Genomic DNA, 19,465 nt, shown 5'->3' with positions numbered 1-19,465 from the left:
CAAATATCTAGTTTCATCAAGGCACTCTCCCAAAAACCCAACGCCGTTCCCGAAAGCAGGACATGATGACTTCGAGACCTTCGATCGCCTTCGCCAAATTCGCGGCGCCCAAAAAGGGCAGTGTCTTCGTGCTGGCGGCCAACGATAGCGGTCTCGGCGACGCGGCAAAGGCTTGCGATCCGGCAAAGACCCTGGAGCGGGCGTTTCCGGTGGCCGACTTTTCCGGCAAGTTTGGCGGCCTGGTCGAAGTGCTGGCGCCGGAGGGCACATCGCTCGACCGGCTGGTGGCGGTCGGCGCCGGCAAGGTCTCGGGGCTCGACGACTATGCCTGGCTCAAGCTTGGCGGCACCATCGCTGCGTCCTTGCGCAAGGCGACAGAGGTGGCCGTCGTGCTTCATCTTCCGGGTGCTGACGTCGGCGGCAGGCAAGCGGCACAGCTTGCCGCGGGCATCCTTCTGCGCAGCTACGCCTTCGACAAGTACAAGACGAAAAAAGACAATGGCGACGGCCAGCGCGACGGCAAGAAGGCCGAGCCCAAAAAGCCGGTCAAGGTGACCATCCACACCACCGATCCGGCGTTGGCGAAAAAGGCCTTCGCCGACGAGGTGGCGGTGATCGACGGGGTACTCCTGGCGCGCGATCTGGTCAACGAACCGGCCAATATACTCGGACCAGTGGAGTTCGCCGCCCGCGTCAACGAACTGGAAGCGCTCGGCGTCACGGTCGAGATACTGGTCGAGAAGGACATGAAGAAGCTCGGCATGGGCGCGCTGCTCGGCGTTGCGCAAGGCTCGCCGCGTGGCGCCCGCCTGGCTGTCATGCGATGGAACGGTGGCAAGGCCAAGGACAGCCCGGTTGCCTTCGTCGGCAAGGGCGTCACTTTCGACACCGGCGGCAATTCGATAAAGACCGCCTCCGGCATGGAGGACATGAAGGGCGACATGGGCGGCGCCGCCGCGGTGACCGGGCTGATGCACGCGCTGGCCGCCCGCAAGGCCAAGGCCAATGTCGTCGGCATCATCGGGCTGGTGGAAAATGCTGTCGACGGCCATGCACAGCGCCCCGGCGACATCGTCACGTCGATGTCGGGCCAGACCATCGAGGTGCTCAACACCGACGCCGAAGGCCGCCTGGTTCTGGCTGATGCGCTGTGGTACTGCAACGATCGCTTCCAGCCGAAATTCATGGTCAATCTGGCGACGCTGACCGGCGCCATCATGGTCGCGCTGGGCCAGCACTATGCCGGCCTGTTCTCCAACAATGAGGAATTGGCGAACAGGCTGGCGAGCGCCGGGCAGGCGACGCAGGAACGCGTGTGGCGGATGCCGCTCGGCACCGAATATGACAAGCTGATCGATTCGAAAAATGCCGACATGAAGAACATCGGCGGCCGCTATGGCGGCGCCATCATCGCGGCGCAGTTCCTGCAGCGCTTCGTCAAGGATACGCCTTGGGCGCATCTCGACATCGCCGGCACCGCGATAGGCGCGCCGTCCAGCGAGATCAACCAGTCATGGGCCTCCGGCTTCGGCGTCAGGCTGCTCGACCGGCTGGTGCGCGACAGCTACGAGGGGTGAGGCGTTTCAAGGCGCGATCATGGCCGACGTCCTGTTCTATCATCTGACCGAATCGACGCTGGAGGATGCGCTGCCCGGCCTGCTCGAACGCAGTGTCGATCGCGGTTGGCGTGCCGTGGTGCAGACCGGCACCGAGGAGCGGCGCGACGTGCTGGACCAGCATCTATGGACGTTCAGGGACGATTCGTTCCTGGCGCATGCGACGGACCGCGAATCCCATCTGGCCGAGCAGCCGATCCTTTTGACAACCGGCCAGGACAATCCGAACGGGGCGCAGATACGCTTTCTGGTTGACGGCGCGGCGCCGCCGGAGCTTGGGGGTTATGAGCGCGCCGTGTTCCTGTTCGACGGCCACGATGCGGCCCAGGTCGAGGCGGCGCGCACGCACTGGAAGACGATGAAGGAAGCCGGCCACGCTGTCACCTACTGGCAGCAGACTTCAGACCGGCGCTGGGAGCGCAAGGCGTAGTAAGCTTGCCGCCTTGGCTATCCTCAACCTGGGATCAGATCGCTGCGCAATTGGGTCACGACGCCGAAGAAAGCATCGGACCGAAATGTGGAAGAACCCTGAAGGGGTGGTTTGCTGATGGTTGAGACGCGTTACAACTGAAGCCGTTCAGCCAAGTCAATGAAGTCGCTGGACACCAAATCCCAGGCCTGATCAGGGTGCAAGTCCGTGGTCTGCGCTAACCCGTGCTCGGTCGGACGGCGGACAAAGGCTGTTCGTAGTCCGCATGCCCGAGCCGCTGCAAGGTCGCCATTGTGGGCGGCCACAAGACAGATCTCATCTGGCTTCATTGCCAGCACGTCAACAGTGCGAAGATAGGCTTCCGGCATCGGCTTGTACGCTTGCACGACCTCGGCGCCGAGGATCGCATCCCAGGGGATGCGACTACGCTTCGCCATGTTGAGCAAAAGGACGATGTTACCGTTCGAGAGCGGCGCGATGACATAACGGGCCTTGAGCCGTGTGAGGCCGGCCACCACGTCCGGCCATGGCTCCAATCGGTGCCATGCCAGGTTCAGTTCGTTCAGCTCGGACGCTGGCACCGAAGCCGGGTCGATCCCGAATTCTGGCAAAACAGCTTCCAGATTCTCCCGATGCAGCACGTCGAGCCGTGTAAAGGGTCGCCGGTCGCTGCGCACCTCCTCCATCGCTGGGGAGTAACGGCGGCGCCACGCATCCGCGAAAGCGGTAGGGATGGCGGATCCTGCTCCATGCCGCTTCAGGAACGGTTCAGCTTCGCGCGCCACGCCGCTGCGCCAATCGACGACAGTGCCGAAAACGTCGAATAGCAAGGTACGTACGCCATCCAATGGCATCACATTCGGCTCCTCGATCCGCACATGCATGACCGTCGCATTCGGGTGGCGAGCGCCCCTTGCGGCTATCGCAAAAATCGGTCGCGAGACACCCATTTTTGCGAGAGACATTTGCGACAGTCAAACCTGGATGGACAGGGTGAAACTATTCGCGAAGCTTAGGATATTTGCGAAAGGCGACCGGCACCACTACTCCAGAACGACGACAGCCTCCACCTCGAAGAGCATGGGCTCGATTGCAAGCTTGGGAACGGGAATCAGGGTCTGCGCCGGCAGCGCCTCCCCGAACATTTTCTTGACGTTCTTGGTCAACACCTCAAGCTTGGACATATCGTGATCGACCACGAAGACCGTGAGCTTGGCGACCTGCTCCCGCTTGGCACCGAGCGCATCGAGGGCGGTGCGCAAATTTGCGTAGGCTTGCTCGACCTGGACAGCGAAGTCGGGCGACAAGGCTCCCGTGCTGTCTTGGCCGCCCTGTCCGGAGATGTAGGCCACCCGGGCTCCGCGGGGCGTGATCACCGCCGTGCTGTAGCCGTTCGGCGACGGGTCGTAGAGGTTTTGTGGATTGACGATGGTCAGCTTGAGATCATTCTCATTCGCGGTCGTCGCAGTGGGAACTCCTATGGTCATGATAATTAGCCCTCCGATAAGCAGATGCTTGATTGCGCGCGACATGATTTTCTTTTGGCTTTGCGGACCGCTAGCAACGTGCCCTCGCGGCCGGCATGATTGAACTTTAACCGCATCGCCCATACGACGACTCGTGCGACGTACGAGTCATCGTATGGTACGTCGTACGAGTCAATCGTTCAAGATCGACATTCGTTGCGTTGCCGGTCAAAATCGACGTTCTGAACAGCGAGGGAGACGGATGGCTGCCAAACGCAGCGGCGCCCGGAGCAAACGAGGGATAAATGAGCGGCTCCAGCCCGTGCAGGAGCCGCGCAGTGAACCGCCGCTCTCTCGGGAACGCATCGTGACGACCGCGGTAGAACTGCTGGACGTCCAGGGAGTCGACGGGTTGACGATGCGCCGGCTGGCCGATCGCCTCGGCTCGGGCGTGATGAGCCTATATTGGCACGTCGACAACAAAGAGGATCTCTTTGATCTGGCGCTCGACTCGGTGCTCGAATATCGCGGACCGCCGCAAATGGTTGAGTCTCGGAACTGGCGCGGAGAGGTCGTTCATATGCTCGAAGACTGGCGCGCCAGCATGCTGCGCCATCCTTGGTCGGCATCGCTGTTGCCGCGCCGGGCGCTCGGCCCGAACATGCTCAGTCGCCTAGAACTGCTGAGCAAGACCTTGTCCAGAGCCGGTGTTGCAGACGCAGATCTGAACGTCGCGATTTGGTCGCTCTGGAACTATGTGATGGGCGCCACCATCACCCGGGCGAGCTTCGACCTCTCGGACGACGACCGGTCCGCCGCGCAGCAGCACCTTACACGTGTCAGCGAACGCTATCCGACAATCGAACGCTCTCGTCTGCTGTTGGATAACGATTGGGGTGGCACCTTCCGGAAAGGCCTCGGCTTCCTCCTCGATGGCCTCTCTCCAAGAAGAGGCTGAAAGGTAGCTTGGGGGCTCAAAGCGACTGTCGCAAAATCCCCGATTAAAACGACAGTTTTGCACCTGATTTGCAACGTCGCAGAAGAAGCCTTTGCGGCAAGGTTTAAGGTTCCGGAACGGTCGTGAGCCGAAATGGGCAAACTGAGCACTGCCCAGGCCACTTGACGAAAGGTCGGTCGCGCGCAAAACTGCTAAGATGTCAGACCAATTTGGATGTAGGTACCCATGCGAGTGCGCGGCGAACTGCCCGGGGCACCTGGCGCGCGTGTGGCAATCGCCACGCTCCCACCGTTGGATCGCGGCAAGCAGGTTATGGAAGCGCTGGCCGACTATGTCGAGCGCGCGGCGCTGAAGAGCGGTGACCGGCTTCCGACCGAACGCGAATTGATGGCCACACTTTCAGTCGGGCGCTCGACGATACGCGAGGCGATGGGGCGTTTCGAAGCGCTCGGCGTCACCGAGACCCGCAAGGGCAGCGGCACCTATCTGCTCAAGCCGATATCCGCCGGCACGATCCATTTGCCGCTGTCGCTCGATGCGGCAGAGCTGCGCGACGGTCTCTTGCACACCCTCGAGGTACGCCGCGGCATCGAGGCCGAGGCAAGCATGGTCGCGGCGCGGCGGCGGACAGTCGACGATCTGCGAACGATCGAGGAAAAACTCATCGAGATGGAGCGCGTCCATCTCGCCACCGGCACGTCGGGTCCGGAAGACCTGGCCTTTCACCTGGCCGTCTACGACGCCACGCACAATCCGCTTTTCCGGCAGCTCCTGGGGCAGATGCGCGAAGCGTTCGAGCGCTTCTGGGACCATCCTTTCGACCGGCAGGATTTCGCGCGGCGTTCGTTCCCGTATCACCGCGAGCTGTTCGATGCCATCGTCGCCAGCGACGCGGAGCTGGCGCGCGAAAAAGCGCTGAAGATCCTCGAGATCGTGGAAGAGGATATCGAGGAAATGTCGAAATGAACGGTCCCGATTTTTTCGACCAGGCATCGCTGATCGCCGCGCATGACGAGGGCAACGCCTTCGATGCCGTCGTGCCGCCGATCGTGCAGACCTCACTCTTCACCTTCCCGAATTATGACGAGATGCTCGAGACATACCGCGGCGAAAAGGTGCGGCCGACCTACACGCGCGGGCTGAACCCGACCGTGCGCATGTTCGAGGAAATGCTCGCAAAGCTGGAAGGCGCCGAGGACGCGATCGGTTTTGCAAGCGGCATGTCCGCCATCTCGTCGGCAGTGCTGAGCTTCGTCGAGCCCGGCGATCGCATCGTCGCGGTCAGGCATATCTACCCGGACGCGTTCCGGCTGTTTGGGACGCTGCTCGCGCGCATGCGCATCGAGGTGACCTATGTCGACGGGCGCGACGAAGCGGCTGTCGCGAGCGCCCTGCCTGGCGCCAAGCTGTTCTATATGGAAAGCCCGACCAGCTGGGTCATGGAAACCCATGATATCGGCGCGCTCGCTGCGCTGGCAAAGTCCCGCGGCATCCCGACCATCATCGACAACAGCTGGGCCAGCCCGGTCTTCCAGCGGCCGCTGTCGCTCGGCGTCGATGTTGTTGTCCACTCTGCGTCCAAGTATCTGGGTGGCCACAGCGATGTCGTCGCCGGCGTGGTCGCGGGCTCGAAGGACTTGATTGGCCGCATCCGCGGCGAAGCCTACCCATATCTCGGCGGCAAGCTGTCGCCATTCGACGCCTGGCTCTTGATTCGCGGCTTGCGCACACTTCCGATCCGCATGCGCGCGCATCAGGCCTCCGGCCTCGAAATCGCACGGCGCCTGCAGGATCATCCGATCGTCCAAAAGGTCTGCCACCCGGGGTTGGCCAACCTGCTTCCCGCCGGGCTGACCGGCACGTCGGGCCTGTTCTCATTTGTTTTCCGCGACGGCATCGACATCCGGACGTTTGCCGACCGCCTCAAGCTGTTCAAGCTGGGCGTGTCGTGGGGCGGCCACGAAAGCCTCATCGTGCCCGGCGAGGTCGTGCTGCAGCAGAAGGCCCAACCCAATTCCGCGATGGCGTTCGGCGTCCATCCGCGGTCCGTGCGTCTCCATGTCGGCCTCGAGGGAACCGAGGCGCTGTGGAGTGACCTGGAAACGGCGATCGACGCCGCTTCCGAAGAAAAGACCTGAAGCAACCAGACAAGAAGGGAACGGAAATGAAGAAGCTTCTTATCGCCGCATTCGCCACCGTACTGATGTCGGGTGCTGCGCTCGCCGACACGACGCTGAAGCTCGTAGAGGTGATCACCAGCCCCGAGCGCACCGAAACCCTGAAATCGATCGTCTCCAAATTCGAGGCTGCCAATCCGGGCACGAAGGTCGAGGTCATCTCGCTGCCCTGGGGCGAGGCGTTCCAGAAATTCGCGACCATGGTGTCCGCCGGCGAAATCCCCGACGTCATGGAGATGCCGGACACCTGGCTGTCGCTCTATGCCAACAACGGCCTTCTCGAGAGCCTCGAACCCTATCTTGCCAAATGGGAGCACACCTCGGGCCTCACCGATCGCGCGCTCGAACTCGGCCGCGACGTGAACAACACCGCCTATATGCTGCCCTACGGCTTCTATCTTCGGGCAATGTTCTACAACAAGAAGCTGTTCCAGGAGGCTGGTGTCACCGAGCCGCCCAAGACGATGGACGAGTTCGTGGCGGCGTCGGAAAAAGTATCCAAGCTTCCGGGCAAATATGGCTACTGCCTGCGCGGCGGGCCGGGCGGCCTCAACGGCTGGATCATGTTCGGCGCAACCATGGCCGGGTCCAACAAGTTCTTCAATGAAGACGGCACCTCGACGATGAACAGCGAAGGCTGGGTCAAGGGACTGACCTGGGTCGTCGACCTGTACAAGAAGGGATTGGCACCGAAGGACAGCGTCAACTGGGGTTTTAACGAAATCGTCGCCGGGTTTTACACAGGCACCTGCGCAATGCTTGATCAGGATCCAGACGCACTGATCGCAATCGCCGAGCGGATGAAGCCGGAAGACTACGGCGTCACGACCATGCCGAAGGGGCCGAGCGGCGAGACGTTCCCGACCATCGGCTACGCCGGTTGGTCGATGATGGCGGCCAGCCAGAACAAGGACCTGTCCTGGAAGCTGATCGAAACGCTCGAAGGGCCCGAGGGCAATATCGAGTGGAACAAGCGCACCGGAGCGCTGCCAGTCCACAAGTCGGCCGAAAAGGATCCCTTCTACGCGAGCGAGCAGTTCAAGGGCTGGTTCACCGAACTTGAGGACAAGGATGCGGTGCCGACGGTCATGCCGACCTATCTCGAGGAGTTCGCCTTCTTCAAGGACTCGATGGTCATCAAAACCAGTCAACAGGCACTGCTCGGCGATATCACGCCAGAGGAGATGGCCAACCAGTGGGCCGACTATCTGACTAAGGCGCAGCAGAAATACCTGGCCAAGAAATAAACGGCGGACCTAGAGCATCGGAGCCGCCCGTCGCGGGTGGCTCCGATAGATCTCGCCCCATGGCCAATTGGAACGAAAGCGTTAGCTGATGGTTTTTGACGCCACCGCCGGGTTCCCGGAATCGCGCCGCCGGTCGCTGGTCGACCGGATCACGAGCCACGCCGAGCCATATCTTTACACCGCCCCGGCGCTGATTCTGATCGCCACCATCATGCTGGCGCCGCTGGTGCTAGGCCTATCCTACGCCTTCCGCGACGTGCACTTGCTCAACCCATTCTCCGGCGGGTATGTCGGGCTCGATCATTTTCGCACCCTTTATGACGACGACAATTTTTACCGCGCGCTGCGCAACACGCTGTGGTGGACCGGCGCATCCGTCTTTTTGCAATTCGTATTCGGCCTGATCCTGGCGCTGTTGCTCGACCGGCCTTTCACCGGCCGCGCCATAGCGCAGGCGCTGGTGTTCCTGCCCTGGGCGGTGCCGACTTTCCTCACCGGGCTCAACTGGGCGTGGCTGTTCAACCCTGTTATCGGACCGCTGCCGCATTGGCTTTATGCGCTCGGCCTCATGAGTGAGCCGGCCAACATCCTTTCCAATCCGCAGCTTGCCATGTGGGGACCGATCATCGCCAACGTCTGGTGGGGCATTCCGTTCTTCGCCATCACGCTGCTGGCCGCGCTCCAGGCCATCCCGCGCGACCTCTACGAGGCGGCGGCGATCGATGGCGCCGGTGCGGTCAGGCGGTTCACGTCGATCACGTTGCCATTCCTTGCGCCGACCATTGCGATCACCGTGCTGTTGCGCACCGTCTGGATCTCGAACTTCGCCGACCTGATCATCGTGATGACCAGCGGCGGGCCTGCCGACCGTACGCAGATCGTCGCGAGCTACATCTTCACGCAGGCCTTCAGGGCGCTTGATTTCGGCTATGCCTCGGCCATTGCGCTGGTGCTGCTCATCCTGCTGCTCGCCTATTCGATGCTGATCGTCATGCTTCGGCAAGTCCTGATGGATCGGGCCTGATCGGGGATGACCAGATGAACAGGTATTCGACCTTCGGCACCGCGCTGCACCGCCTGGCGATCCTCTGCTACGTGGTCTTCGCGCTATTCCCGCTGTTCTGGCTGTTGAAAGTATCGGTGACGCCGAACGACCTGCTCTATTCGGAGGGCGTGCGGATGTGGCCGTCGCGGATGAGCTTCGAACATTTCCGCTTCGTGCTGGCCCATAGTGCATTCCCGGTCTTCTTCAGGAACAGCATGATCGTTGCCGGCGCAACGGCCGTGATCGTGACGCTGCTCGCGTCCCTCTCCGGCTATGCATTGTCGCGTTTCACCTTCCGCGGCAAATACTGGCTGGTCGCGCTGATGCTGCTCACCCAGATGTTTCCATTGGTGATGCTGGTCGCGCCGATCTTCAAGATGCTCTCGCCGCTCGGGCTGACCAACAGCCTGACCGGGCTGGTGATCGTCTACACCGCCTTCAACATCCCCTTCGCGACATTCCTGATGCAGTCGTTCTTCGACGGCATTCCCAAGGAGCTGGAGGAGGCCGCCAAGATCGATGGCGCCACGCAGTTCATGGCGTTTCGCCAGATCGTCCTGCCGCTGACGTTGCCCGGCATTGCGGCGACGCTGGGCTTTGTATTCACCGCCGCATGGAGCGAATTGCTGTTCGCGCTGATGCTGATTTCGGGCAACAGCGCCGCCACGTTTCCGGTCGGCCTGCTCACCTTCGTGTCGAAGTTTTCGGTCGATTTCGGGCAGATGATGGCGGCCGGCGTGCTGGCGCTGATCCCGGCCTGCCTCTTCTTCCTGTTCATCCAGCGCTATCTGGTCCAGGGCCTGACGGCCGGCGCGGTCAAGGGCTGAGTGAGGTTTCATGGCATCGATCGACATCCGCAACGTCCGCAAGAATTTCGGCATCGTCTCCGTGCTGCACGGCGTCGACCTGGCGATAAAGAACGGCGAGTTCGTGGTGCTCGTGGGTCCGTCGGGCTGCGGCAAGAGCACGCTGCTGCGCATGATCGCCGGGCTCGAGGAGGTGACCGAAGGCGAGATCCGGATCGACGGCATACGCGTCAATGAGCGGGCACCCAAGGACCGCGACATCGCCATGGTGTTCCAGTCCTACGCGCTCTACCCGCACATGAATGTCGCCGAGAACATGAGCTATGGCCTACGGATCCGTAAGGCCGCCCGCGAGAAGATCACGGCCGCTGTCAGCAATGCGGCCCGGAAACTTGAGCTGCAGCCGCTGCTTGCGCGGCGGCCGAAGGCATTGTCGGGCGGTCAGCGCCAGCGCGTCGCGATGGGCCGCGCGATCGTGCGGCAGCCCAAGGCATTCCTGTTCGACGAGCCGCTGTCCAATCTCGACGCGCGCCTGCGCGAGCAGATGCGGGCAGAGATCAAGAAGCTGCACCGCGATCTCGGAGCGACCTCGATCTATGTCACCCACGACCAGATTGAGGCGATGACCTTGGCCGACCGGATTGTCGCGATGCATGGGGGCGTGGTGCAGCAGGTCGGCAGCCCCCTGGAACTTTACGACCGCCCTGCCAACCTGTTCGTCGCCAGCTTCATCGGATCGCCGGCCATGAATTTTCTGTCGGCACGCTACGAGGTCAGTGGAGAGACGGCCGGCGCACGATTGCCTGATGGAACGCTGATTGCGCTATCGTCAGCCTATCAGCTGGAGGAAGGCGCAGCGGTGACGCTCGGCCTCCGGCCGGAGCATGTCGAGATGTCGCCGGCCTCGGAGGGCAGCCTGAGGGCGACGGTCGACCTGATCGAGCCGACCGGCTTCGGCATCATCCTGCATCTCGGCCTGCACGGCCTGCCATTCAACGTCTTCACGCTCGACCGGGCTGCGCTGACGGCCGGCCCGACGGTGACGGTGGCTTTCCCGCCGCAACATCTGCATTTGTTCGATGAGACTGGAAAGCGCGCAGCGAGCCTCCAGAAGGGGAAGGGCTGATCCTCCTTTCGGCCTCTCAGATCATTCGAATTTCCCCAACACCGGTTCCCACCTTTGCGTCCGATGCTATTGTCTATCTTGGCGCCGCCGAATTCGATACGACATTCGATCTCGGCCTCGACATGCTCTTGGACGAAATGGAACGCGCCCGCGGCGGCGCTAATGCTAATATCCGGGCAAGGTAGTCGAGCGCATGCGCTTTCTGTTTCTTCTGATCCTGCTCGCCGGCACCGGCATCGGCGTCGTCTATCCCTGGGCGATAACCAATTTCTCCGGCCATGAGATCGGCAGCTGGCGGGTCTTCGAACAGGGCCGGTTCAAGCCGGTCACGGTGCCGCTCACCGCCCGTGACGCGCCGGTGCGGGTTCTGGTCGACCTCACCGCCAGGACCGAACGCATCGTCGTCTCGCAACAGCGCACCGTGCTGACGCTGACCGCCGCCACCGGCGGCAGGACGGTGCTCGCCTCGACGCTGCAGTTCACTCATTCAGAAAATCCGCGCCAGGTCAGCCCGCAACTGCCGGACAAGATCTTTCGGGACGAGGCAGGCCTGATCCCGACGGTTAGCCCCGGCCCCTACATCTTCACCGTCGGCCCCGGCGACGCCGAAGGCATCGAGCTGCGGGCGGTGGATCTCGTGCTGCGCTCCGGCGTCGGCGAGATCGACCGCCGAGCGCGGCCGGTCGGCTTCTCGCTGATGGCGGCCGGGCTGATCGGGCTGCTGTTGGGGTTGCGTTTCGGCGGACGGCGACCGCAAAATCCGAATTCGCAGCCGCCACCGCCGCGCTGGGGCAGGGGCTCGAATTAGCTAGTGAATTACCGCCACGCCTATCACGCCGGAAATTTCGCCGATGTCGTCAAACATGTCGTGCTGAGCCGGCTCGTCGAATATTTGAAACAGAAGGACAAGGCGTTTCGCGTCATCGACACCCATGCCGGCATCGGCCGCTACGATCTGTCGTCGGTCGAGGCGCAAAAGACCGGCGAATGGCAAGGCGGCGTCGGCCGGCTGGTCGATGCCGCGCTCGACGCGCCGGCGGCAGCACTACTGGCGCCTTATCTGGAAGCCGTCCGTTCGCTCAATCCCGAAGGCGGCGTGAAAAAATATCCGGGCTCGCCGCTGATAGCGCGTCATCTCATGCGCAAGCAGGACCGGCTGTCGGCGATCGAATTGCAGCGCCAGGACGCCGCGAAGCTGAGGGCGCTATTCCAAGGCGATTTCCAGACCAGGGTGATCGAGCTCAACGGTTGGCTCGCGCTCGGCGCGCATCTGCCGCCGAAGGAAAAACGCGGCCTCGTGCTGGTCGATCCGCCCTTCGAGGAGGAGGGCGAGTTCGACCGCCTCGTCGACGGGCTGCGGAAAGCCCACAAGCGTTGGCCGGGCGGCATCTATGCGCTGTGGTATCCGGTCAAGGACCGCAGGGCGGTCGCCGCCTTCCGGAAAGCGCTGGTGCAGTCAGGCGTCCCGAAGCTGCTCGACATCGGCTTCGAGATCAGGCCGCCATCGGCCGAGCCCAGCCTCGACGGCAGCGGCATGGTGGTGGTCAACCCGCCGTTCACGCTGGAGCGCGAGCTGCGCACGCTGCTGCCGGCCTTGCACACATTGCTTGTCGTCGAAAAACCGGCGCACTGGACGCTGGAATGGCTGGCGGCGTAGGGCGGCAGAGGTATCCGCGCGCCTGTCTTGGCTGAAGGCGATTTCAAACTAAGAACCATCGTCTCTACAACCGCTTGACCGCGCGCAAGCGAATCCGCACAGTGCGCGCAGTCGACCATAAGAGGCTGCCATGACTCGTTTCGCCCAATCCGCCCTTGCCGCACTGATCGCCCTTTGCACGCCGCTCGGCGCGTCCCTCGCTGTCACCCAGGCAACAAAGGCGGCCGACCTTGCCGTCTATACCGAAGAAGACAGCGGCGTTTGCGGTGAGGCCTGGGTGCTGAACAAGATCACCAACCGCTTCTCCTACCAGGTGCGCCACGTGCCGAACCTGCCCGATGTCGGGATCACCGATTTCCAGGGGATCCACCAGCACCGCTATCTGCCAGCCAACGAGACCTGGCCGATCGGCCGCCGCTATTGCGGCGCCACCGTCAGCCTGTCCGACGGCCACGCCCGCACCATCTGGTATCTGATCGAGGAAGGGCAGGGCTTTGCCTCGATCGGCGATAATGTCGAATTCTGCGTCGCGGGCTTCGACCGCTGGATGGTCTACAACGGCCGCTGCCGCGTCCTGCGCTGAACGCGTTTACCTGGCTGCTCCGCCTCATCGAGGATGGCGCGAAGGAAGGCGGCGTGACCGCGAAAGGCGCGCCGTCCGATTGACGTCGCCTTGACCCGGGTTTGCGGCCGGCGTCCGACAAACAGCTTTTCGACGTCGACATAACCCGCCTTGGCAAGCGTATCGATATGCGCGCCGAGATTGCCGTCGGTCGCATTGACGATGGCCTTCAATCGGGCGAATTCCAGCGCTTTGCGCCTTTCCAGAGAATTCAGCGTGGCCATGATCCTGAGCCGCACGCTCTGGTGGATGATTTCGTCGGCAGCCATCATCGGGCCTGCTGTGGTGTCCGGCGTTCAGTCTCACTGATCAGGGACAGCGCCGCTTGATCTTGCGCGAATGACATGCGCTTCTCCCGCATACTGCAGAATACTCTGCTGAAGAGAGTAATCTGTCAACCTTGCAAAAATTGCCCTCTCGAAGCAGGCAAGGTCTTGGCGCAGAGCGGGCCGCGTTTTGCTTTTGCAGCTTGTGTAGATCGTCCGGTTGACAAGACGATGAGATCGTTGAAGCAGCCGCATCATGGTGTTGCCGGTCGATGATCAACGAGCAAAACGCTTGGTAACCTTCAGCGCTTCGTAGCAAGATTGGTCCGGCAAAGCGCGCACAATGTCTGTAGCAAACCGTCGGCGAGGATCGAAGAGCAGCGGCGATATTTTGCGAAATCAGGACGAGCGTGTGTCGCCGGTAATCAAAATTTAAACTGAAAAAATCATGCTAATGCTTCGCTGGCTAGACAAGCGCGAGTCAGATATGCATTACGCGCCGGGTCATTAACGGCCGTCGGCACAACGAAGGGGCATGATATGGCTAAACAGTCATCCAAAGCGCCGGCATCCAAGTCACCGGCAAAGAAGGCACCGGCAAAGAAAGCACCAGTAAAAGCAGTGGCGGCAAAGGCCGCAGCAGCTGTGAAGAAAGCAGCACCTGCTGCCAAGCCGAAGGCCGCCGCGGCCAAGGCAAAAGCAGCGCCGGCCAAGAAGCCGGCCGCGAAAGCCGCGGCAAAACCGGCAGTGAAGAAAGCAGCACCAACCAAGGCCAAAGCAGCACCTGCCAAGAAGCCGGCTACAAAGGCCGCGGCGAAGCCGGCAGCGAAGAAAGCAGCACCTGCCAAGACTGCACCGGCCAAGAAGGCTGCGCCGGCAAAGAAAGCGGCTGCAGCGAAGTCTTCGGTAGCCGTGAAGAAAGCAGCGCCGGCGGCCAAGCCGAAGGCGAAGGCAGCGCCTGCGAAGGCGAAGGCCAAAAAGTAATCGCGTTTCTTCGCTCGCGGCGGACAGTTCTGAAGACCGTCGAGGGCGGGTGCCGGACAAGGCGCCTCGCTCCCATGGTGCTCGGGCAAGAATAGAGGCGGAGGTAAGACAGCTTTTCGCAGCTCCCAGGACTTCGCCGTACGGCGAAGTCCGGTGGGCATTTCTCTGTGCCCGGAGAAATTCTCGGTGCAAGACCAGGTTGGCTAGGTTCGGATCTGTTGATCTGTTCCAGATTCACTTGGGCTGCAACTGCCGCAGCTCATTGCCTTAAGATCGCGGAGGACACGGTCGTTCGCCGTGGCGCCCGGTTTTTCCGCCTGTGGCTGTTGATCATGCCGGCATGTCCAGTCAACAGTGCCCAAAAATCAAAGCGCTACGGCGTCCTCTGCACGTCCTATAGGATCCGCGGCGCTGTAGTCGGCAACAGGAACCCGATCATGCCCAGACTGCTCTACGCCTCCACGTCCCCCTACAGTTCCAAGGTGCGCATGGCCGCGCTCTATGCCGGCATCGCAGTCGATCTCGTGCCGATAAAAACCGAAGACAAGCCGGCCGAGCTGATCGACGCCAATCCGCTCGGCAAGATTCCGGTGCTGGTGCTCGACGACGGCCGCTCGATCCACGACAGCCGCGCCATTACCCAGCATCTCAACCGCATGTCGAAGAACGCGCTGTTCCCGCGCAATGCCGACAAGCGCCTCCAGGCAGAAGTGCTGGAGGCACTGGCCGATGGCATCTGCGACTGCGCGCTGTCGATGGTCTATGAGCGGCGCACGCGCCCCGAAGACATGGTCTACCAGCCTTGGCTCGACCGCCAATGGGCGAAGATCACCAGCGCGCTCGATCTGCTCAACGCCAATCCGCCAAAGCTGCCGAAGAAGATCACCGCCGGCCAGCTGGCGCTGCGCGCCTGCCTTGGCTATCTCTCGCTGCGCTTTGCCGGAAAATGGGAAAGGGGCCGCAGCCGGCTGGTCCGCTGGGCAGCGCGCTTCGACGAGAAGTTTCCGGAGCTGAAACCCTGCGTCCCGGCGTGAGCTGGCTGGTACCCCGCCAGAGAAAAGATCAAAAAAAGCCGGGCACGAGGCCCGGCCTTTTCGTGTCGTGGCTTGGACGATTTTAGAATTTCATACCGACGCCGAAGGTGACGCGGTTGTCGGTCGACTTGACCTTGCCGATACCGTCGAAGTCCTTGTCGCCGAAGTCGGTGTAGCGATACTCGACACGGCCGAACACATTGTCGGTGATCTTGATGTCGGTACCGACGCCGGCCGTCCAGCCGAGCATGGTGTTTTCGTCGCTGGAGCCAGCGGCTTCGATTTCCTGGTTCTTGAGCGCGCCACCGGCGGTACCGTAGAGCAGGATTTCCGGGGTGACGGCGTAGCCGAGGCGGGCGCGCAGCGAGCCTTCGAAGCCGCCCTTGGCCTCGACGCCACCATCGTCGCCCTCGATGCCGCTATAGCCGATATCGGCTTCAGCACCGTACACGAAGTTCTCCTGCTGCCACTGGTAGCCGCCGAAGACGCCGCCGACGAATCCATCGGTGTCGACGTCGACGCCGATATCCTCGGCATCGGCATGACCGCTGAAGCCGTAGCCGACGCTCACACCGGCATAGGGACCGGCCCAAGAAGCGACCGGAAGTTCGGCGATCGGGGCGGGTGCTGGCGGCTCTTCCGAGATGACGTCAGCAGCATAGGCGGTTCCGCCGAGGGCGAAGAGCCCGAGCGCCACCGCCAGCGGTCGCGCAAATTTAAGATTGGCTTGCATTGTTCTTTACTCCTTAAGCCACAGGCACAGGCTTGCTTTTCACAAGCGCCCTCAACCCGCCGGGGGGATAAACGGGTCTGGCGCTCAACGGTTCCGAATGTCGTGTCAAAATGCGGCTGAAGCGAACCTGAACTTGGGTCATTACCCGGCACGAATGAGGCCGAACTTTGACGTTGCATCGGCGCAACAGATTGTGTCAGGAGGCTTTGCCGTGCCGTGCTGAACACCGCTTGGAGCAAGGAGTCCAGCACCCTATATTGCGGTCTGGCAGGCCGAGTCCCGGCCACAGTCGAAAGACCGATCCGGCCGCTTTGCCACAATGCTGCCCAAGGTCCGAACGGCATTTAACGCTTGCCTGGCCATATTTTGTCGGCGGACTGAAATCGAAGCCCATTGAGGATTGACAGGATGAGCAAGACCGCTGGAACGGCGCTGGTGACGGGCGGGGGCAAGCGGATCGGCAAGGCGATCGTCGAGGATTTGGCCGCGAACGGTTTTGCTGTCGTCATCCATTGCAACCGCTCGCGGGCCGACGCGGAAGCGTTGGCGGCGCGGATCAATGGCGGCCATTTTGGCCAGGATGGCCGCGCCGCTGTGGTCGCCGCCGACCTGACCGACATGGCTGCGGTCGGCGGCCTGGTCGGCCGTGCCGCAGCCGCGCTCGGGCCCGTTACACTGCTGGTCAACAATGCGTCTCTGTTCGTGGACGATACGGTTCAGGACGTCGACTGGCTTGCCTGGGACCGTCACTTCGCCATCCATGTGAAGGCGCCGGCACTTTTGGCGCAAGAATTCGCCCGCGCGCTGCCGGAAGGCCAGGAAGGGCTGATCGTCAATATGATCGACCAGCGTGTCTGGCGCCCGACGCCACGCTATTTCTCCTATGCGCTGTCAAAATCGACATTGTGGACAGCGACGCAGATGATGGCGCAGGCGCTGGCACCCCGCATTCGCGTCAACGCCATCGGCCCCGGCCCGACGCTGAAGAGCGTGCGTCAGGACGACAGCGATTTTGCCGCTCAGATCGACGGGCTGATCTTGAAGCGCGGCCCGGAATTGCCTGAATTCGGCGCCACCATCCGCTATCTCTGGGGCGCGCGCTCGATCACCGGCCAGATGATCGCGCTCGACGGCGGCCAGCACCTTGCATGGCAGACGCCGGATGTGACAGGCATTGTCGAATGAGTCCCATGGACCAGAAACACAAACGAGGCGGCGCTGCCGACGACCTGCCCCCCGATGTCGACCTCGAGGACGAGGCGGCGGAGGAGATCGTCGAGCCTTCACTTCCCGGTCCCAGTGGCCCCGAGGCCGCCTTCACGGCCATCGACTGGACGCCGCATGCCGGCGATGCCGACGGCATGGTCGGCGCTGAAGTCATCCAGACGCTGGTCAAACGGCTGCCTACCGCGCCCGGCGTCTACCGCATGATGAATGCCGCAGGCGACGTGCTCTATGTCGGCAAGGCGCGCAGCCTGAAGAAGCGGGTGACCAATTACGCGCAAGGCCGTTTCCACACCAGCCGCATCGGCCGCATGGTGCGCGAGACGTCGACGATGGAATTTGTCGTCACCCGCACCGAGATCGAAGCGCTGCTGCTCGAAGCCAACCTTATCAAGCGCTTGCGGCCGCGATTCAATGTGCTGATGCGGGACGACAAGTCGTTCCCCTATATCCTGTTGACCGGCGACCATGTCTCGCCCGGCATCTACAAGCATCGCGGGGCGCGCTCGCGCAAAGGCGACTATTTCGGCCCCTTCGCCTCGGCCGGCGCCGTCGGCCGCACCATCAATTCGTTGCAGCGCGCCTTCCTGCTCAGAAGCTGCACGGACTCTTTTTACGAGAACCGCACCCGGCCGTGCCTGCTGTTCCAGATCAAGCGCTGCGCCGGCCCATGCACCGGCGAAATCTCGCATAGTGACTATGCCAAGCTGGTCGCCGAGGCGAAAAACTTCCTCTCCGGCCGCAGCCAAAAGGTGAAGACCGACATCTCCGCCGCCATGCAGCAGGCCTCGGAAAATCTCGATTTCGAGCGGGCCGCCATCTATCGCGACCGGCTGGCGGCGCTGTCGCATGTGCAGAGCCACCAGGGCATCAACCCGCAGACCGTCGACGAGGCCGATGTCTTCGCCATCCATCAGGAAGGCGGCCAAGTCTGCATCCAGGTGTTCTTCTTCCGCACCGGCCAGAACTGGGGCAACCGCGCCTATTTCCCCAAGGCCGATCCGGCGCTGGAGGGATCGGAAGTGCTGGGCTCGTTCCTGGCACAATTCTATGACGACAAGCCGACGCCGCGCGCTATCCTGTTGTCGCATGGCGTTGAGGACCAGGAATTGCTGGCGAAGGCTCTCTCCACCCGCGCGGGCCGCAAGGTGGCGATCTCGGTGCCGCAGCGCGGCGAGAAGAAGGATTTGACTGACAACGCACTGCAGAATGCCCGCGAGGCGCTCGGTCGCCGGCTGGCGGAGACCTCGACGCAAGGGCGATTGCTGGCTGGGTTCGCCGAGACCTTCGGCCTGAAAAAGCCGCCGGTGCGCATCGAGCTCTACGACAACTCGCACATCATGGGCACCAACGCCGTCGGCGCAATGGTTGTCGCCGGGCCGGAAGGCTTCGTGAAGAACCAGTACCGGAAATTCAACATCCGCTCGACCGAGATCACCCCGGGCGACGATTTCGGCATGATGCGCGAGGTGATGGAGCGGCGTTTTTCCCGGCTGCTGAGGGAACATGGCGATGTGCCGCAGAGCGAACAGGCTGCGGGCGAGGCGACCCTGGCCGAACAGGGCGACGATATCGAGGACGTCGGCGGTTTCCCGGCCTGGCCTGACGTCATCCTCATCGACGGCGGCCAGGGCCAGATGACGGCGGTGCGAAAAGTACTCGCCGATCTCGGCATCGAGGACCGTGTCGTGGCAATCGGCATCGCCAAGGGCCAGGATCGTGACGCCGGCCGTGAACGCTTCTTCGTCAGGGGCAGGGCACCGTTTTCGCTCCCCGTGCGCGATCCGGTGCTCTATTTCGTCCAGCGGCTGCGCGACGAGGTTCACCGCTTCGCCATCGGCTCGCATCGCGCCCGCCGCAAGAGGGAGATGGTCAAGAGCCCGCTCGACGAGATCAGCGGCATCGGCCCAGGCCGCAAGCGCGCGCTGCTCATGCATTTCGGCACCGCCAAGGCGGTCAGCCGCGCCGCGATGGAAGATTTGGTCAAGGTCGATGGTATATCCGAGCAGGTGGCGAAGCTGGTCTACAACCATTTTCACGAGAGTTGATGGATTGCTATTTTCGGTTGGTCCAT

General features: G+C 62.4%; 20 protein-coding genes. 15 read left to right on the top strand and 5 right to left on the bottom strand.

What is annotated here, in order from left to right:
• The first annotated feature begins 65 nt into the window (after positions 1 to 65).
• Entirely contained in the window at positions 66 to 1,577 is a 1,512-nt protein-coding gene (locus tag NKH36_RS13330; RefSeq protein ID WP_352962650.1) for a leucyl aminopeptidase, read from the top strand.
• Between the two features lie 19 nt (positions 1,578 to 1,596).
• Positions 1,597 to 2,046, top strand: a complete 450-nt coding sequence (locus tag NKH36_RS13325; RefSeq protein ID WP_352962574.1) for a DNA polymerase III subunit chi — start codon at positions 1,597 to 1,599, stop codon at positions 2,044 to 2,046.
• Positions 2,047 to 2,177: 131 nt separating this feature from the next.
• Here NKH36_RS13325 and NKH36_RS13320 read toward each other — a convergent pair whose 3' ends face one another.
• Positions 2,178 to 2,930, bottom strand: a complete 753-nt coding sequence (locus tag NKH36_RS13320) for a haloacid dehalogenase type II (protein ID WP_352962572.1) — start codon at positions 2,928 to 2,930, stop codon at positions 2,178 to 2,180.
• A 159-nt stretch (positions 2,931 to 3,089) separates the two neighbouring features.
• On the bottom strand, positions 3,090 to 3,578 hold the full coding sequence (locus NKH36_RS13315) for a RidA family protein (RefSeq protein ID WP_352962569.1): 489 nt from the start codon (positions 3,576 to 3,578) through the stop codon (positions 3,090 to 3,092).
• Positions 3,579 to 3,774: 196 nt separating this feature from the next.
• Here NKH36_RS13315 and NKH36_RS13310 point away from each other — a divergent pair, with 196 nt between their 5' ends.
• From NKH36_RS13310 to NKH36_RS13265, 10 genes are all read left to right on the top strand, one after another.
• Complete coding sequence (locus NKH36_RS13310; protein WP_352962567.1) at positions 3,775 to 4,470, top strand: TetR/AcrR family transcriptional regulator; 696 nt, start codon at positions 3,775 to 3,777, stop codon at positions 4,468 to 4,470.
• A gap of 225 nt (positions 4,471 to 4,695) precedes the next feature.
• Positions 4,696 to 5,436, top strand: a complete 741-nt coding sequence (locus NKH36_RS13305; protein ID WP_352962564.1) for a FadR/GntR family transcriptional regulator — start codon at positions 4,696 to 4,698, stop codon at positions 5,434 to 5,436.
• The gene (locus NKH36_RS13300; RefSeq protein WP_352962561.1) at positions 5,433 to 6,608 is read left to right on the top strand and encodes a PLP-dependent transferase; all 1,176 of its coding nucleotides are present in this window, start codon (positions 5,433 to 5,435) and stop codon (positions 6,606 to 6,608) included. Before NKH36_RS13305 ends, NKH36_RS13300 begins: the two co-directional genes overlap by 4 nt.
• Positions 6,609 to 6,634: 26 nt before the next feature.
• A complete protein-coding gene (locus tag NKH36_RS13295) occupies positions 6,635 to 7,894 on the top strand; it encodes an ABC transporter substrate-binding protein (RefSeq protein WP_352962558.1) in 1,260 nt (419 codons plus the stop codon).
• Between the two features lie 88 nt (positions 7,895 to 7,982).
• The gene (locus tag NKH36_RS13290) at positions 7,983 to 8,918 is read left to right on the top strand and encodes a carbohydrate ABC transporter permease (RefSeq protein ID WP_352962555.1); all 936 of its coding nucleotides are present in this window, start codon (positions 7,983 to 7,985) and stop codon (positions 8,916 to 8,918) included.
• A gap of 14 nt (positions 8,919 to 8,932) precedes the next feature.
• Complete coding sequence (locus NKH36_RS13285) at positions 8,933 to 9,766, top strand: carbohydrate ABC transporter permease (protein WP_352962552.1); 834 nt, start codon at positions 8,933 to 8,935, stop codon at positions 9,764 to 9,766.
• Between the two features lie 10 nt (positions 9,767 to 9,776).
• Entirely contained in the window at positions 9,777 to 10,871 is a 1,095-nt protein-coding gene (locus NKH36_RS13280) for an ABC transporter ATP-binding protein (RefSeq protein ID WP_352962550.1), read from the top strand.
• Between the two features lie 193 nt (positions 10,872 to 11,064).
• Positions 11,065 to 11,679 (top strand): hypothetical protein, encoded by a 615-nt coding sequence (locus NKH36_RS13275; protein WP_352962547.1) that lies wholly within the window; start codon positions 11,065 to 11,067, stop codon positions 11,677 to 11,679.
• Positions 11,680 to 11,682: 3 nt separating this feature from the next.
• Positions 11,683 to 12,528, top strand: coding sequence for a 23S rRNA (adenine(2030)-N(6))-methyltransferase RlmJ (locus NKH36_RS13270; protein WP_352962544.1), 846 nt, complete (start codon positions 11,683 to 11,685; stop codon positions 12,526 to 12,528).
• Positions 12,529 to 12,658: 130 nt separating this feature from the next.
• Complete coding sequence (locus tag NKH36_RS13265) at positions 12,659 to 13,111, top strand: hypothetical protein (protein ID WP_352962541.1); 453 nt, start codon at positions 12,659 to 12,661, stop codon at positions 13,109 to 13,111.
• Here NKH36_RS13265 and NKH36_RS13260 read toward each other — a convergent pair.
• On the bottom strand, positions 13,081 to 13,419 hold the full coding sequence (locus tag NKH36_RS13260; RefSeq protein ID WP_192362290.1) for a transcriptional regulator: 339 nt from the start codon (positions 13,417 to 13,419) through the stop codon (positions 13,081 to 13,083). The genes NKH36_RS13265 and NKH36_RS13260 overlap by 31 nt on opposite strands.
• A gap of 443 nt (positions 13,420 to 13,862) precedes the next feature.
• Entirely contained in the window at positions 13,863 to 14,393 is a 531-nt protein-coding gene (locus tag NKH36_RS13255) for a hypothetical protein (protein WP_352962538.1), read from the bottom strand.
• Between the two features lie 444 nt (positions 14,394 to 14,837).
• Between NKH36_RS13255 and NKH36_RS13250 the strand changes: the two genes are divergently transcribed.
• Positions 14,838 to 15,434: a glutathione S-transferase family protein gene (locus NKH36_RS13250; protein ID WP_352962535.1), complete on the top strand. Its 597-nt coding sequence runs from the start codon at positions 14,838 to 14,840 to the stop codon at positions 15,432 to 15,434.
• A gap of 82 nt (positions 15,435 to 15,516) precedes the next feature.
• On the opposite strand, the gene NKH36_RS13245 is transcribed toward NKH36_RS13250, so the two are convergent.
• The gene (locus NKH36_RS13245; protein WP_352962532.1) at positions 15,517 to 16,167 is read right to left on the bottom strand and encodes an outer membrane protein; all 651 of its coding nucleotides are present in this window, start codon (positions 16,165 to 16,167) and stop codon (positions 15,517 to 15,519) included.
• Positions 16,168 to 16,575: 408 nt separating this feature from the next.
• On the opposite strand from NKH36_RS13245, the gene NKH36_RS13240 reads away from it, so the two are divergent.
• Both NKH36_RS13240 and uvrC read left to right on the top strand, forming a co-directional pair.
• Positions 16,576 to 17,352, top strand: coding sequence for an SDR family oxidoreductase (locus tag NKH36_RS13240; RefSeq protein ID WP_352962529.1), 777 nt, complete (start codon positions 16,576 to 16,578; stop codon positions 17,350 to 17,352).
• Positions 17,349 to 19,439, top strand: coding sequence for an excinuclease ABC subunit UvrC (gene uvrC, locus NKH36_RS13235; protein ID WP_352962526.1), 2,091 nt, complete (start codon positions 17,349 to 17,351; stop codon positions 19,437 to 19,439). Before NKH36_RS13240 ends, uvrC begins: the two co-directional genes overlap by 4 nt.
• Positions 19,440 to 19,465: the final 26 nt, after the last annotated feature.

It is taken from the genome of Mesorhizobium sp. M1312, assembly GCF_040318115.1.
GTDB lineage: Bacteria > Pseudomonadota > Alphaproteobacteria > Rhizobiales > Rhizobiaceae > Mesorhizobium.
This window is presented reverse-complemented; position numbering and strand designations above follow the sequence as displayed.

Excerpts from the sequence above, each read along its gene's own strand:
- NKH36_RS13240 (WP_352962529.1), top strand. The coding sequence starts at position 16,576 with ATGAGCAAGACCGCTGGAACGGCGCTGGTGACGGGCGGGGGCAAGCGG.
- uvrC (WP_352962526.1), top strand. The coding sequence starts at position 17,349 with ATGAGTCCCATGGACCAGAAACACAAACGAGGCGGCGCTGCCGACGAC.
- NKH36_RS13245 (WP_352962532.1), bottom strand. The coding sequence starts at position 16,167 with ATGCAAGCCAATCTTAAATTTGCGCGACCGCTGGCGGTGGCGCTCGGG.
- NKH36_RS13285 (WP_352962552.1), top strand. The coding sequence starts at position 8,933 with ATGAACAGGTATTCGACCTTCGGCACCGCGCTGCACCGCCTGGCGATC.
- NKH36_RS13305 (WP_352962564.1), top strand. The coding sequence starts at position 4,696 with ATGCGAGTGCGCGGCGAACTGCCCGGGGCACCTGGCGCGCGTGTGGCA.
- NKH36_RS13275 (WP_352962547.1), top strand. The coding sequence starts at position 11,065 with ATGCGCTTTCTGTTTCTTCTGATCCTGCTCGCCGGCACCGGCATCGGC.
- NKH36_RS13280 (WP_352962550.1), top strand. The coding sequence starts at position 9,777 with ATGGCATCGATCGACATCCGCAACGTCCGCAAGAATTTCGGCATCGTC.
- NKH36_RS13310 (WP_352962567.1), top strand. The coding sequence starts at position 3,775 with ATGGCTGCCAAACGCAGCGGCGCCCGGAGCAAACGAGGGATAAATGAG.
- NKH36_RS13250 (WP_352962535.1), top strand. The coding sequence starts at position 14,838 with ATGCCCAGACTGCTCTACGCCTCCACGTCCCCCTACAGTTCCAAGGTG.
- NKH36_RS13265 (WP_352962541.1), top strand. The coding sequence starts at position 12,659 with ATGACTCGTTTCGCCCAATCCGCCCTTGCCGCACTGATCGCCCTTTGC.
- NKH36_RS13260 (WP_192362290.1), bottom strand. The coding sequence starts at position 13,419 with ATGGCTGCCGACGAAATCATCCACCAGAGCGTGCGGCTCAGGATCATG.
- NKH36_RS13315 (WP_352962569.1), bottom strand. The coding sequence starts at position 3,578 with ATGTCGCGCGCAATCAAGCATCTGCTTATCGGAGGGCTAATTATCATG.
- NKH36_RS13330 (WP_352962650.1), top strand. The coding sequence starts at position 66 with ATGACTTCGAGACCTTCGATCGCCTTCGCCAAATTCGCGGCGCCCAAA.
- NKH36_RS13320 (WP_352962572.1), bottom strand. The coding sequence starts at position 2,930 with ATGCATGTGCGGATCGAGGAGCCGAATGTGATGCCATTGGATGGCGTA.
- NKH36_RS13290 (WP_352962555.1), top strand. The coding sequence starts at position 7,983 with ATGGTTTTTGACGCCACCGCCGGGTTCCCGGAATCGCGCCGCCGGTCG.
- NKH36_RS13300 (WP_352962561.1), top strand. The coding sequence starts at position 5,433 with ATGAACGGTCCCGATTTTTTCGACCAGGCATCGCTGATCGCCGCGCAT.
- NKH36_RS13325 (WP_352962574.1), top strand. The coding sequence starts at position 1,597 with ATGGCCGACGTCCTGTTCTATCATCTGACCGAATCGACGCTGGAGGAT.
- NKH36_RS13295 (WP_352962558.1), top strand. The coding sequence starts at position 6,635 with ATGAAGAAGCTTCTTATCGCCGCATTCGCCACCGTACTGATGTCGGGT.